Source organism: Mucilaginibacter sp. 320_HR (genome assembly GCF_059691875.1).
Genome location: NZ_JCAWAI010000001.1, coordinates 696432 through 710881, shown reverse-complemented (window position 1 = coordinate 710881; position 14450 = coordinate 696432). Strand labels below are relative to the sequence as shown.

General features: G+C 42.9%; 14 protein-coding genes and 5 tRNA genes. All 19 read right to left on the bottom strand.

The features are described 5' to 3' along the window. Nucleotides 1–3804, bottom strand: a complete 3804-nt coding sequence (rpoB, locus tag AC59GT_RS03175; protein ID WP_497236284.1) for a DNA-directed RNA polymerase subunit beta — start codon at nt 3802–3804, stop codon at nt 1–3. Between the two features lie 202 nt (nt 3805–4006). Continuing rightward, nucleotides 4007–4390 (bottom strand): 50S ribosomal protein L7/L12, encoded by a 384-nt coding sequence (gene rplL, locus AC59GT_RS03170; RefSeq protein ID WP_144908957.1) that lies wholly within the window; start codon nt 4388–4390, stop codon nt 4007–4009. A 60-nt stretch (nt 4391–4450) separates the two neighbouring features. Further along, nucleotides 4451–4969, bottom strand: a complete 519-nt coding sequence (rplJ, locus tag AC59GT_RS03165) for a 50S ribosomal protein L10 (protein WP_117384347.1) — start codon at nt 4967–4969, stop codon at nt 4451–4453. A gap of 2 nt (nt 4970–4971) precedes the next feature. Then, nucleotides 4972–5670, bottom strand: coding sequence for a 50S ribosomal protein L1 (rplA, locus tag AC59GT_RS03160; protein WP_117384348.1), 699 nt, complete (start codon nt 5668–5670; stop codon nt 4972–4974). A gap of 67 nt (nt 5671–5737) precedes the next feature. Next, nucleotides 5738–6178: a 50S ribosomal protein L11 gene (rplK, locus tag AC59GT_RS03155; protein ID WP_117384349.1), complete on the bottom strand. Its 441-nt coding sequence runs from the start codon at nt 6176–6178 to the stop codon at nt 5738–5740. A gap of 158 nt (nt 6179–6336) precedes the next feature. Continuing rightward, nucleotides 6337–6879: a transcription termination/antitermination protein NusG gene (gene nusG, locus AC59GT_RS03150; protein ID WP_117384350.1), complete on the bottom strand. Its 543-nt coding sequence runs from the start codon at nt 6877–6879 to the stop codon at nt 6337–6339. A gap of 12 nt (nt 6880–6891) precedes the next feature. Next, entirely contained in the window at nt 6892–7086 is a 195-nt protein-coding gene (gene secE / locus AC59GT_RS03145) for a preprotein translocase subunit SecE (protein WP_117384351.1), read from the bottom strand. 18 nt (nt 7087–7104) lie between these two features. Next, nucleotides 7105–7175: transfer RNA gene (locus tag AC59GT_RS03140), tRNA-Trp, on the bottom strand. 118 nt (nt 7176–7293) lie between these two features. Beyond that, entirely contained in the window at nt 7294–8481 is a 1188-nt protein-coding gene (tuf, locus tag AC59GT_RS03135; RefSeq protein ID WP_117384352.1) for an elongation factor Tu, read from the bottom strand. Between the two features lie 54 nt (nt 8482–8535). Next, nucleotides 8536–8607, bottom strand: a tRNA-Thr gene (locus AC59GT_RS03130). Nucleotides 8608–8689: 82 nt separating this feature from the next. After that, a tRNA-Gly gene (locus tag AC59GT_RS03125) sits at nt 8690–8762 on the bottom strand. Between the two features lie 76 nt (nt 8763–8838). Continuing rightward, nucleotides 8839–8919, bottom strand: a tRNA-Tyr gene (locus AC59GT_RS03120). Between the two features lie 64 nt (nt 8920–8983). Beyond that, nucleotides 8984–9056, bottom strand: a tRNA-Thr gene (locus AC59GT_RS03115). Between the two features lie 182 nt (nt 9057–9238). Then, nucleotides 9239–9586, bottom strand: coding sequence for a ribosome hibernation-promoting factor, HPF/YfiA family (gene hpf, locus AC59GT_RS03110; RefSeq protein ID WP_497236283.1), 348 nt, complete (start codon nt 9584–9586; stop codon nt 9239–9241). 13 nt (nt 9587–9599) lie between these two features. After that, complete coding sequence (locus AC59GT_RS03105) at nt 9600–10502, bottom strand: tyrosine-type recombinase/integrase (RefSeq protein WP_497236282.1); 903 nt, start codon at nt 10500–10502, stop codon at nt 9600–9602. A 95-nt stretch (nt 10503–10597) separates the two neighbouring features. Beyond that, nucleotides 10598–10789, bottom strand: coding sequence for a 30S ribosomal protein S21 (rpsU, locus tag AC59GT_RS03100; RefSeq protein ID WP_117384355.1), 192 nt, complete (start codon nt 10787–10789; stop codon nt 10598–10600). A 101-nt stretch (nt 10790–10890) separates the two neighbouring features. Next, on the bottom strand, nt 10891–11577 hold the full coding sequence (locus AC59GT_RS03095) for a carboxypeptidase-like regulatory domain-containing protein (protein ID WP_497236281.1): 687 nt from the start codon (nt 11575–11577) through the stop codon (nt 10891–10893). 112 nt (nt 11578–11689) lie between these two features. After that, nucleotides 11690–13663 carry a M1 family metallopeptidase gene (locus AC59GT_RS03090; protein ID WP_497236280.1) on the bottom strand — a complete coding sequence of 658 codons (1974 nt, stop codon included), beginning with the start codon at nt 13661–13663 and terminating at the stop codon, nt 11690–11692. A gap of 497 nt (nt 13664–14160) precedes the next feature. Then, nucleotides 14161–14450: hypothetical protein (locus AC59GT_RS03085; RefSeq protein ID WP_497236279.1), on the bottom strand; the 290-nt coding region annotated here is incomplete at its 5' end.

The window sequence follows — 14450 nt, the reverse complement described above, 5'->3', positions numbered from 1 at the left end:
TTATTCTAACGTGATATCCAAACCTAAGCCGCGCAATTCATGAACCAATACGTTGAATGATTCAGGAACAGATGGCGTTGGAAGGTTCTCACCTTTAACAATAGCCTCGTAGGTTTTAGCACGGCCGATAACATCATCCGACTTAACGGTAAGTATCTCCTGTAGAATATTTGCTGCACCAAATGCTTCCAGTGCCCAAACCTCCATCTCACCAAAACGCTGACCACCAAACTGTGCTTTACCACCCAATGGTTGCTGTGTAATAAGAGAGTACGGTCCGATAGAACGGGCGTGCATCTTATCATCAACCATGTGGCCCAGTTTAAGCATGTAGATGATACCTACAGTTGTCTGCTGATCGAAACGATCACCAGTCAAGCCATTGTACAGATAGGTGCGGCCTGATTCTGGTAAGCCTGCTTTCTTGATCCACTCTTCTACTTCTCCGTGGCTTGCACCATCAAAAATAGGAGTAGCAAACTTAACGCCCAACTCTTTACCAGCCCATCCTAATACTGTTTCATATATCTGGCCAAGGTTCATACGTGAAGGTACACCTAGTGGGTTCAACACAATATCAACAGGCGTTCCGTCTTCAAGGAATGGCATGTCCTCATCGCGAACGATGCGGGCAACAATACCTTTGTTACCGTGGCGGCCTGCCATCTTATCACCTACCTTAAGCTTACGCTTTTTGGCGATGTAAACTTTAGCCATTTGCACGATACCTGATGGAAGCTCATCACCTACACTTATCGCGAATTTGTCGCGACGGTAAGCGCCTAGTTCCTCATTAACCTTGATATTGTAGTTATGAAGCAAAGTTTTAATCTGCTCATTCTTATCATCATCAGTAGTCCACTTAGCAGGGTTGATATTTTCGTAGTTAAGTTCAGTAAGTATTTTCTGAGTGAACTTAACACCTTTAGCTACGTAAAGCTCTTTGTAAATGTTGTAAACACCCTGCGATGTTTTACCATTCACAATCTCGAACAACTTGTCTATAAGCGTTTCTTTAAGCTCCTTAACGGCTTTGTTGTGCTTAGCATCAAGTTTCTCAAGCTGTGCTTTCTCTTCAGCCTTAGTGGTCTTTTTAGCACGGCTAAACAGTTTGGTATCAATAACCACACCTGCAATTGACGGAGGTGTTTTTAATGATGCATCTTTAACGTCACCCGCTTTATCACCAAATATTGCACGTAATAGCTTTTCTTCTGGTGAAGGGTCAGATTCGCCTTTAGGAGTGATCTTACCAATCAAGATATCACCTTCTTTAACCTCTGCCCCTACGCGGATGATACCATCTTCGTCAAGGTCCTTAGTTGCTTCTTCAGAAACGTTAGGGATATCTGGTGTCAATTCCTCTTCACCACGTTTTGTATCACGTACTTCAAGCTCAAATTCTTCAACGTGAAGCGAAGTGAAGATATCCTGCGATACCACACGCTCAGATATAACAATCGCATCCTCGAAGTTGTAACCCTGCCAAGGCATGAATGCCACTTTAAGGTTACGGCCTAAGGCAAGCTCACCATTTTGTGTAGCGTAGCCTTCGCAAAGCACCTCACCTTTTGTGACCCTTTGCCCTTTTTTAACAATCGGCTTAAGGTTAATGGTAGTGCTCTGGTTGGTTTTCTTGAACTTGGTTAATATATAGCTTCTTGTATCACCTTCGAATGAAACCAAACGGTCCATTTCGTTACGGTCATACTTGATCTTAATTTCATTAGCGTCAACATACTCTACTACACCATCGCCTTCAGCGTTGATAAGCGTACGAGAGTCCTTAGCCACACGGCCTTCCAAACCTGTACCTACAATTGGCGCCTCAGGGCGTAAAAGCGGAACAGCCTGGCGCTGCATGTTAGAACCCATCAATGCACGGTTAGCGTCATCATGCTCAAGGAACGGAATCAAAGAAGCTGCGATCGACGTGATCTGGTTTGGAGCAATGTCCATCAAATCAAGCCTTTCCGGCTCGATGATCGGGAAGTCACCTTCGTAACGTGCTTTTACACGTGGAGTAGCAAATTCACCTTTATCATCATAAACGGCGTTCGCTTGTCCAATGGTTTTGCCATCTTCATCTTCTGCAGATAAATAGATAACTGGCTCATTAACCTGTACTTTACCTTCAACCACACGTTTGTACGGTGTTTCGATAAAGCCTAAGTTATTGATCTTAGCGTGTACGCAAAGAGACGAGATCAGACCAATGTTCGGGCCTTCTGGTGTCTCAATGGTACATAATCTGCCGTAGTGCGTATAGTGTACGTCACGTACCTCGAAACCTGCACGCTCACGTGAAAGACCGCCTGGCCCAAGGGCTGACAGACGACGCTTGTGCGTGATCTCTGCCAGTGGATTGGTTTGGTCCATGAACTGTGATAGCTGGTTGGTACCAAAGAACGAATTGATAACTGAAGACAGTGTACGCGCGTTGATCAGGTCGGTTGGTGTGAACACCTCGTTGTCACGAATGTTCATACGCTCACGAATGGTACGAGCCATACGCGCTAAACCTACACCGAACTGTGCATAAAGCTGCTCACCTACAGTACGAACACGACGGTTAGACAAGTGATCAATATCATCCACCTCAGCTTTTGAGTTGATAAGTTTGATCAGGTATTTAACAATCGCGATGATGTCCTGCTTGGTAAGCACCTTGGTCTCATCAGATGTGTTAAGCTTTAGCTTACGGTTGATGCGGTAACGACCCACATCTCCCAAATCATATCTTTTATCAGAGAAGAATAAACGGTCGATTATACCACGTGCTGTTTCTTCATCAGGCGGTTCGGCGTTACGCAGCTGGCGGTAAATGTGCTCAACGGCTTCCTTCTCCGAGTTGGAGGTATCTTTTTGTAAAGTATTGTATATAATAGTATAGTCACCGCTGGTTGCAGCATCTTCCTTGTTAAGGATGATGGTTTTAACACCAGAATCAATGATCATATCAATGTGATCGTCTTCCAGAATGGTTTCACGCTCAAGAATGATCTCATTACGAGGGATAGAAACCACCTCACCGGTGTCTTCATCAACGAAGTCTTCTATCCAAGTTTTAAGCACCCTTGCGGCAAGCTTGCGGCCGATGAATTTCTTCAAGCCAGATTTGCTTACCTTAACCTCATCGGCAAGTTCAAACAACTCTAATATGTCTTTATCAGAGTCGTAACCTATGGCACGAAGAAGCGTTGTAACCGGGAATTTTTTCTTACGGTCAATGTAAGCGTACATCACGTTGTTAACGTCTGTAGCAAACTCTATCCATGAACCTTTAAAAGGTATAACACGGGCAGAGTACAATTTAGTACCGTTTGTGTGGCGGCTTTGGCCAAAGAACACACCTGGCGAACGGTGTAACTGAGAAACAATTACACGCTCCGCACCGTTGATAACAAATGTACCTTTAGGTGTCATGTAAGGGATAGTACCCAGGTACACGTCCTGTACAATTGTTTCAAAATCTTCATGCTCAGCATCGTTACAGCTAAGGCGAAGTTTTGCTTTCAATGGCACGCTGTAAGTTAACCCGCGCTCGATACACTCGCGTATATCATAACGTGGCGGGTCAATAAAGTAATCCAGGAACTCCAGCACGAAGATGTTCCTTGAATCAGAAATCGGAAAGTTCTCTGCGAATACTTTAAACAAACCTTCTTTGTAGCGGTTGTCTGAAGTGGTTTCTAATTGAAAAAATTCCTGGAAAGATTGCAACTGTACATCCAGAAAATCGGGGTAGTCAAGTACCTTCCGGCTGGTTGCAAAGTTTACTCTTTGATCAATAGTGTTTGCCAAGGTATTATAATTTAAATTTATTAACCTGTGTTAGATATGAGATTTTAAATGTGAGATTTGAGACCAGGCCGCAAGCCATTTACTTCAACAAAATCGTGAGATCTCATATCTCATATCTCACGTCTCAAACCCGACTTGTATAAACAGCAATAGACCCCGACCAAAAACGGCCGGAGTCTGATGCTATTGTGTGGGTGTTAAATTATTTAACCTCAACTACTGCTCCAGCTTCCTCTAATTGTTTTTTCAGAGATTCAGCTTCTTCTTTAGTTACACCGGTTTTCACTTCTTTCGGAGCGCCGTCAACTAAGTCTTTAGCTTCTTTCAAGCCTAGGCCAGTTAAGTCTTTTACTAATTTAACAACTGCTAATTTAGCGCCACCTGCTTCTTTCAGGATAACGTCAAATGCAGTTTGTGCTGCTTCAGCAGCCGGTGCGTCATCGCCACCAGCAGGAGCAGCAGCAACTGCAACAGCAGCAGCAGCAGGCTCAATGCCATACTCATCTTTTAATATCTGAGCTAGTTCGTTTACTTCTTTTACTGTTAAGTTTACCAACTGTTCAGCAAACGCTTTTAAATCCGCCATTTTATTTTTGTTTTTACTGTAATACTTTTTGTTTGAATCGAACTTTTAATGAGGCGTTCGTTAACCTCTTTCTTGTAATGTTTTCACAACACCTGCCAGTATGTTTCCGCCTGATTGTAATGCAGAAACAACGTTTTTTGCCGGTGATTGCAGTAAGCCTATAACCTCTCCTATCAGTTGTTCCTTTGATTTCAAGTTGATCAAAGTATCTAACTGATTGTCGCCAACGAAAACAGCCTGATCGATGTAAGCTGCTTTAAGTACAGGTTTGTCACCTTTTTTCCTAAGCTTTTTGATCAGCTTGGCAGGAGCCGTTGCTGATTTAGAGAAAAGGATAGATGATGAACCTTTTAAAACATCATATATTGGGCTAAAATCGCCACCAGCAGCTTCCATAGCTTTTTTAATCAAGCTGTTTTTTGCTACCTGCATGGTGATTTCGTTTTCGAAGCACTGACGACGGATATCATTAACTTTTGCAACCGTAAGATCAGCGGTATCAGTAATGTAGAAATTACCGTACTCTTTCATCTGCTCAGTTAGGGCAACAACAAGGTCGTATTTTTCTTCTTTTGTCATGATTAGATCCCCGCTACTGATTTAGTTTCCACTGTTATACCCGGCGACATTGTCGACGAAAGGTGTATACTCTTAAAATAAGTTCCTTTAGCTGCTGACGGTTTCAATTTAGAAAGAGTTTGCAATACTTCTAATGCATTCTCATAAATCTTGTCTGCAGAGAAAGAAGCCTTTCCTATCGAGGTATGGATGATACCGGTTTTGTCAACCTTGAAATCGATCTTACCACCTTTTACCTCAGTTACAGCTTTACCAACTTCGGTTGTTACTGTACCTGATTTAGGGTTAGGCATCAAGTTACGCGGACCGAGAATACGACCCAAACGACCTACTTTAGCCATAACACTTGGCATTGTTATGATAATATCAACATCAGTCCATCCGCCTTCGATCTTGGCGATAAATTCGTCCAAACCTACGTAATCTGCACCTGCATCTTTTGCTTCTTGTTCCTTATCAGGAGTACAAAGCACTAATACACGTACAGTTTTACCGGTTCCGTGAGGTAAGGTAGCTATACCACGCACCATTTGATTGGCTTTACGTGGGTCAACACCTAAACGTACATCAATATCAACTGAGGAATCAAACTTGGTATTGGTAATTTCCTTTACCAAAGCTGATGCATCCTGTAATGTGTAAGCCTTGTTCGCCTCAATTTTGGAAAGTGCCGCTTTTTGATTTTTTGTTAATCTTGCCACTGTCTTAAACTGATTTGTATAAATTAATTTTTATTTCGTTTAGCAAATTACCTTGCTTGCGAAATTGTTAGTTCCAGGGAGCCGTACCTGATACGGTGATTCCCATACTGCGGGCAGTACCTGCCACCATTTTCATGGCTGATTCTACTGTAAATGCATTCAAATCGGTCATTTTATCTTTAGCAATGGTCTCAACCTGATCCCAATTTACATTACCAACTTTTTTACGGTTAGGCTCTGCAGAACCACCCTTAAGGCCAGTAGCTTCTAAAAGCTGAATTGCCACAGGAGGGGTCTTAATGATAAAATCAAACGACTTATCGACATAAACAGTAATAACTACCGGAAGCACTTTACCAGCTTTATCCTGGGTACGTGCGTTGAACTGCTTGCAAAACTCCATTATGTTCACGCCTTTTGCACCCAATGCTGGGCCAATTGGCGGAGATGGGTTTGCAGCGCCGCCCTTCACCTGTAGCTTTACCATCGCACCGACTTCTTTTGCCATTTTACTTTGTTTTAATTATAACTCAATGTTAGTAAGTGGAAGCTAAGTAACATTTAAGATTTTGTGAGTGTCGCCGGTGATTGGTTACCCGTTTATATCAGCACTCGTTAATATTCTGTTTAACTGATTGTAGTTATTGCTAACGTGCAATCTTTAACTTATTCTTTTTCAACCTGCATGTAATTCAACTCAAGCGGCGTACGGCGCCCGAATATCTTTACCATTACCTTCAGTTTCTTCTTCTCTTCGTTTACTTCTTCGATAACACCACTAAAGCCGTTGAAAGGGCCATCCATAACTTTCACGTTTTCCCCTACATAGTAAGGCACGCTCATGGTCTCTGTTTGTGCACTCATCTCGTCAACCTTACCTAAAATACGGTTAACTTCTGTTTGGCGGAGCGGAATTGCATTACCGGCTTTATCGCCAAGAAAACCAATTACACTATTAATGTTCTTAATGATGTGCTCCAGTTCGCCATCAAGCTGAGCTTCCATTAATACATATCCAGGGAAATAGTTGCGCTCTTTTGCGATCTTTTTCCCATCGCGCATTTGGTAATATTTTTCGGTAGGGATCAATACCTGCGGAACAAGGTGGGTAATGCCTAAACGGTTTACTTCGGCATCAATATATTGCTTTACCTTTTTTTCTTTACCGCTGATAGCCCTAACTACGTACCACTTTAATTGATCGCTCATTTATCTATATAATTAGGCTAAAGAAGTATAAAATTGATTGAGCAGGTAACCAATTATCTGGTCCATGCCAAAAATTATCATAGCAATGATAATTGCAGCAACCAGTACCAAAATAGCGCTGTTCTGCAATTCTCTCCAGGTTGGCCAGGTTACTTTCTCGGTCAACTCTATGTATGATTCCTTTATATACTCAGCTACACCAGCCATATTAATTCATTACTTAAGCACGGGAACAAGGATTCGAACCCTGATCAAAGGTTTTGGAGACCTCTATTCTACCGTTGAACTATTCCCGTGTATAACCTTTGCAGGCTTAATACTTTACTTATTATATTAACAAAGTACTCAGGATAAACCCGAGTACTTTGTTATATAAATTAACCTTTCCATTTTCCCGCAAGCGGGTAAGGAGGATTATTTTAAGATTTCAGTTACCTGACCGGCACCTACTGTACGACCACCCTCACGGATAGCGAAACGTAAACCTTTTTCCATTGCGATAGCGTTGATCAGCTTTACAGTGATGGTAACGTTATCACCAGGCATAACCATTTCTACACCTTCAGCAAGTGTGATCTCACCAGTTACGTCAGTTGTACGGAAGTAGAATTGCGGACGGTATTTGTTGAAGAATGGAGTGTGACGGCCACCTTCAGCTTTTGACAATACGTAAACTTCTGCTTTGAAATCAGTGTGTGGATTAACTGAACCTGGTTTGCAAATAACCATACCACGACGGATATCAGTTTTTTCAATACCACGTAACAATAAACCTACGTTGTCACCAGCTTCACCACGATCAAGGATCTTGCGGAACATCTCAACACCAGTTACGGTTGATTTCAAGTTCTCAGCACCCATACCCAAGATGTCAACAGGCTCACCAGAGTTGATAACACCACGCTCGATACGACCAGTTGCAACAGTACCACGACCAGTGATCGAGAATACGTCCTCAACAGGCATCAAGAAAGGAAGGTCTGTCAAACGTGGAGGAATTGGAATGTAGCTATCTACAGCATCCATTAACTCCATAATTTTAGCTACCCATTTCGGATCGCCGTTCAAGCCACCAAGAGCAGAACCTTGAATAACAGGGATATCATCACCAGGGAAATCGTAGAATGATAATAATTCACGGATTTCCATTTCAACTAATTCTAATAACTCAGGATCATCAACCATGTCCACTTTGTTCATGAACACAACCAATGAAGGTACACCTACCTGACGAGCCAAAAGGATGTGCTCGCGAGTTTGTGGCATAGGACCATCAGTAGCAGCAACCACAATGATTGCACCGTCCATCTGAGCAGCACCAGTAACCATGTTCTTCACATAGTCAGCGTGACCTGGGCAGTCAACGTGAGCATAGTGACGGTTAGCAGTTGAATATTCAACGTGAGCGGTATTGATTGTAATACCACGTTCTTTTTCTTCAGGAGCTGAGTCAATTGAATCAAATGAACGAGCTTCTGATAAACCAGCGTCAGCCAATACTTTAGTGATAGCTGCGGTAAGAGTAGTTTTACCGTGGTCAACGTGACCGATAGTACCGATGTTTAAGTGCGGCTTACTGCGGTCAAATTTTTCTTTTGCCATGATTTATTTTGTTTGTAGGTTAATTTATAATTTATATAATATGTTACTATTATGAGCCAACAATGGGATTTGAACCCATGACCTCTTCCTTACCAAGGAAGTGCTCTACCCCTGAGCTACGTCGGCTGATTGCATTCTCAATCGCTTGTTATGTTATCTCAGGTATAATACCTCGACTAACTACCCCACGCAACCGATGAACTAACAGAGCGGAAGACGAGGTTCGAACTCGCGACCTATAGCTTGGAAGGCTATCGCTCTACCAACTGAGCTACTTCCGCTTTCAATTCTTAAAAATAAATTAGTGATTTAATGATATCATGATTACTCATAAACTCATTAAATCACTAATTAAAGTGGGGAGAGAAGGATTCGAACCTTCGTAGCCGAAGCAACGGATTTACAGTCCGTCCCATTTGACCGCTCTGGTATCTCCCCATTTGTTGATTTCGGACCTGCAGTGCTAAGTGGAAGCTAGACACCACATTTCCGAAATAAACAGAGCCTCCTATCGGGATCGAACCAATGACCTACTGATTACAAGTCAGTTGCTCTACCAGCTGAGCTAAGGAGGCTTAAATTTTTAAGCTTTTAATCAAATTAAAGAACTTTCTCCCTTTAAAGTTTGTTGTTTGATGACCTCCTTGAAAGGGACTGCAAATCTACAAAAATTAATATCTGTACAAAACTTTTTTGCAAAAAAAATCGGCAGGCTAAAAACCTGCCGATTTGAGAGTAAAAATCCCACTTCTTATACTTAAAAATCGTCTTCTGCTGTTAGTAACGCAGCTTTCTTGGCAGCATCAGCAGCAATGGCGTTTTTGGTTTTATGCTTATCTATTTGTTTGCGTAAGCTTTCCACCACCAAGTCGGTAGCTTCTTCGAAGCTCTTGCACTTTTCTTTTGCAAATATTAAGTTGCCGGGAAGTTGTAATTTTATTTCAGCAATCTTATTTGCCTCATCTTCTACATTTTCCAATTTAAGATATGCTTCGGCGCTTATAATGTGGTCGTAAAATGTTTCCAGTTTATCCACCTTTTTCTGGATGAATTCAATCAGCTTTTTGTCTGCTGTGAAATGGATAGCTTGCACTGTAACTTTCATTTTTCCTCCTTGTTTAACCCTTTGGATGGGCTTGTTTGTAAATAGACTTTAAACGTTCAACTGAATTATGGGTATAAATTTGGGTGGCGCTTAAGTTAGCGTGACCCAGAAGTTCTTTAATGGCGTTAAGGCTGGCGCCATTATTTAATAAAGTAGTAGCAAACGTGTGCCGTAGCACATGAGGACTTCTTTTTGTTTGGGTTGATATGTATGATAAATATTTCTGCACCGTCAAATAAATGAGCTTGGGATATACCGCTGCTCCTTTATTTGTAACGATCAACGTTAAAGAATTGTTATCAAAATTTTCACTTTTCAGTGCATCTATATATTTGTGGAGCAGCAAAACCAATTGGCTGTTCATTGGTATGATACGCTCTTTATTGCGTTTTCCCAGTACTTTGAGCGTACTATCATGAAAATTGATACTTCCCGGAGTGAGGCCTGTAAGTTCTGCCAGGCGCATACCTGTTCCAAAGAGTAACTCAATTATAAGCTTATCTCTAAGGCCGGCAAAATCATTTGTAAATACTTCTGCAATGCCTGTGTCTCTATCTAAAAGTTCGGTTAGCTTATCCGCTTCAACAACTGTTGGCAAGTGCTTTGGCGTTTTAGGAGCTATGATGCGCGATGTAGGATTTGTGCTGATCTCACTTTCCTGTAGCAAAAACTTAAAGTATTTGCGGAGCGTAGCAAGCTTTCGGTTTACAGAGCGTGCGCTAAGCGTTTCATCAGAGACCATCCAGTTGCGGATGTCGTGGTGTGTTATTTCTGAAGGATGTAGATAAACCGGGGAACTGTCAGGTGGATTTAGAAAGGCGAAGAATTGTTCCAGATCTGACTGGTAGGCTGATACAGTATGCGGTGAATACCTTTTCTCGAATTGTATGTACTGTATAAACTTGCCTAAAAACATAAAAACTATTTGTACATCCAGAGCATTGAATGTACAAATAGTTTTTTTATAGTGACAAGAAAATCTGGAAAATTCTTTTGAATGAACAAAAAGAATTAAACAGTTTCCTGGTTCATACCTTGTTTGTAGATGGCATGCTTAACTACGTGCCTGCGAGTTACAGATTTCTTTTCGAAAGCTTGGCGGCTGCGAAGTTCGCGCAATACACCTGTTTTCTCAAATTTCTTTTTGAAGCGTTTCAATGCTTTATCTAATGATTCGCCGTCTTTTACGTTGATAATGATCATAATCCCAAATACCTCCTTTCAGGGACGTCAAAGGTAGGAAATGTTTTTTACATCTGTAATACAATATTTTAATAATTATTCGAGGAGCAAAACTGCAGCTTTTAGGGTGTAGAAAGTGGTGGCAAGCTGCGCTTGTCCGGAGGAAGTGCAATAAACTTTTTGTAGCTGTCGTTTATGTACGCTGCTACAGATTCACTATTGTTACTTCTCAGGAAAGCATAACTGGGCCGGTATAATGTTATAAAATTCTCCAGGTCCTGGCCTTTAAGCGGCACGATGCTGCCCACATATGCTTTATTAAATACTTCATCAACGTGGCGTTCTTCAGCTTCTTTCCTGAAAAATCTTTTAAGCCGGCGGGCATCTTTCCCCGATTTACTAAACCATGTAGACGGAGAAAAAGCGTAAACCCTCGCCTTCTCATACACATCAGGATACTCCTTCTGCGGATCAAAGGGCAACCTTGTAGAACGTATGTTTACCTGCCCTAAAGCTATGGCTTTCGTTGTAAGCGATATACGCTTAGCTCGCATGTCCACCACGTAAAGCGTATCTGAATCATAGCCCGGCGATGTAAAAACAAGCGTATGACCGGTAGCTGTTCGAATGCTAAAATCACCGTTTTTATCTGTAAGGGTTATCTGCTTGTTATTAACGTCTCTGATGAAAACGTTGTCCAGCTTGGTGTTCGAGCCAGACTCAACTACAGTACCCTTAAGCGGTTCCTGGGCACGCGCATAACCGAAAGAAATAACAAGAAGGATAACGGAATAAACTAGCTTTTTCATGGCAGCGGACATATAACTAAGTTGTGCAATTTACACGCCAGTTATGCTGTTGCACCTTTACTTTCCTCACTTTTTTGCAATAAAAAACCCGGCTTAAAGCCGGGTTTTTGTATTATTTCTTCCAGGTGTTATTATCCGGGTTAAAATCTGGTAGTGACTTATCAGGGTCGTAAGTTACCGACTCTATTTCTTCGGTAGAATTGTATTTCACAACAAAGCTGTTGTTACGCTCCCAAATTTCTACCGGAAGTTTGATCCGGTCGGTTTTGCCGCTTTTGGTTTTTACTTCCAGTATAACCGGCATCACCATCTTATCCATATTGGTTATGGTGATCAAAGCTCCTTTAGATGGGTCGCCGCTAACGTATTTCACGTCGTTTACGGCAACGTCCAGTCTCCAGTTGTTCAGTATCCAGCCTCTCCAGAACCACTGCAGGCTCTCGCCGGAAGCATTTTCCATCGTGCGGAAGAAATCGTCAGGTGTAGGGTGTTTAAATGCCCACCTATTGATATACGTACGGAATGCAAAGTCAAAACGTTCATGCCCCAGCACCTGGTCGCGCAGTAAGCCTAGCGCAGTGCCCGGTTTAAAATATAGCAGCATACCGTTGTTTGCTTCTTTCAGGTTTTCAGGGTTGCTCAATACAGGCTCAAGCGTTTGGCGAGTAAGTATCTCACCCATGCGCTGCATGTCCTGCGGTTTTTTAGGAGCATACTCGCCTTTGTTGAAATCGGCAGTGCTAAGCGTGTTAATAAAGGTGTTAAAACCTTCGTCCATCCAACCGTAAAGGCGCTCGTTAGAACCAACGATCATCGGGAACCAGGTGTGCCCAAACTCGTGATCGTTAACGCTCCATAGCTGCGACCTTTTTGCACGGTAACCGCAAAACACAATGCCGGGGTATTCCATACCGCCTACGTTACCTGCTACAGCGGTAGCGGCAGGGTATGGGTATTCAAACCATTGTTTTGAGTTATATTCAATAGATCTTTTAACGTACTCTGTAGAACGGCCCCATGCATCGTTGCCGTTGCTTTCTACCGGATAGGCTGAGATGGCTACCGACTTTTTACCACTTGGCAGGTTCATTTTAGCGGCATCAACAATAAATGCTGCTGATGAGCCCCATGATGCGTCACGAGCATTTTTGATTTTAAAATGCCAGGTAAGCTCTTTTTTACCAGCCGGGCGCGATGCAGCATTTGTAACTTCGTCTGCAGAACGGATCACAACAGTATTCTCGCTCTTCTCTGCTTCTGCCCAACGCTTAAGCTGCTCCGGCGTGTACACATCCTGTGGGTTAAGTAACTCACCGGAAGCAACCACAATGTGATTAGCCGGCGCGGTAATGCTCAGGTCAAAGTCGCCATACTCCAGGTAAAACTCGCTTGGGCCGGTGTACGGCAGCGGGTTCCACCCCATTACATCATCATATACGTACATGCGGGGATACCACTGCGCTATGGTGTATACTTTACCGTTTTTGGTATTGAGGATACCGTTACGATCACTGCCATACTCAGGCGTGATGAAAGAGTATTGGATATCAAGCTTTACCTGGCCGCCGTTGGCTTTAACCGCTTCGGGCAGGAAGATCTGCATACGGGTATCGTTGATGATGTATTTCAGCGTGTCGGCGCCCTTAGTGCCGGCAATCCTAACCGATTTAATTTTGTACCCAGCATCAAACTGTTGGCCGTGGCCACCGTTACGGCTGCCGCTTACCGGCGTAATGGCTGTACCGCGCGAATCCTGCCTGAAAAGGTTCTGATCCAGCTGCATCCATAAAAAGCCCAGGTTTTGCGGGCTGTTGTTGGTGTAGGTAAGTACTTCTGAACCGGTGATCTGATTGGTCTGATCATTAAGTGTTGCCGCCAACTGGTAGTCGGCGCGGTTTTGCCAATAACGCGGACCCGGCTCGCCGCTTGCCGCCCGGTAATCGTTGCCGTTCTTGGTGTAGAACAACGGTGCGAACGCATCGTGGTAATTATAGGTTGATACAGGGGCCGGGGTTTGCTGCGCCTGTGCTGCAGTGCCCACTGCCATTACTGCCAACGCTAAGCCGGCAAACAGGGTTGATCTCATTTTAGGAATAATTTTTTAAATAAAACGCAAGTATAATAATTAAGGCCGAGTGTTAAAGGGGTGTAATGAGTAAGTTACCGGAAGTATCTACAACCAGAGCCCTACGGGTCGCGCCTGGCCTGGTTGTATACCAAATGTTTCGTTTCGCAAAAGCGAAACACCCGAAACAGCTATTTTTCGTAATTAATTAAAAAACAGCAAGTTACAAAAAACAAGCGAAACAGCCCGAAACAGTAGTGGCAATTTAAATAGTGTAGATAAGTGTTTGTTTTAAAGTAACTTATTAGAATTTAGACAAGCTAGGGTAAGCTACCCGAAACACTCCTGGCCGAAACACTTTTGACCTCATTTACCATGGTGTCAGTCTAAGCCTGTCATAAACCTGTACGCCTTGCTAATGGTTCGACAGGCTCACCATGACAAGTTTGTTTAGCCTTATTGCTAAGAGTTCGCCGCCGTCATGTCAGTCTGAGCTTGTCGAAGAACTGTACGACTTGCTAATGGTTCGACAGGCTCACGATGACAAATTTATTATTTGCATTGTCCGCCATGTCAATCTGAGCTTGTCGAAGATCTGTACGCCTCGCTAATGGTTCGACAGGCTCACCATGATAACTTGCCTGTTTTGTAATCAATCTCAACCACTTGTCAGTCTGAGCTTGTCGAAGACTTGTAAGAGCGGCTAATGGTTCGACAGGCTCGCGATGACAACTTGCCTGTTTTGTAATCAATCTCAACCACTTGTCAGTCTGAGCTTGTCGAAGACTTGTAAGAGCGGCTAATGGTT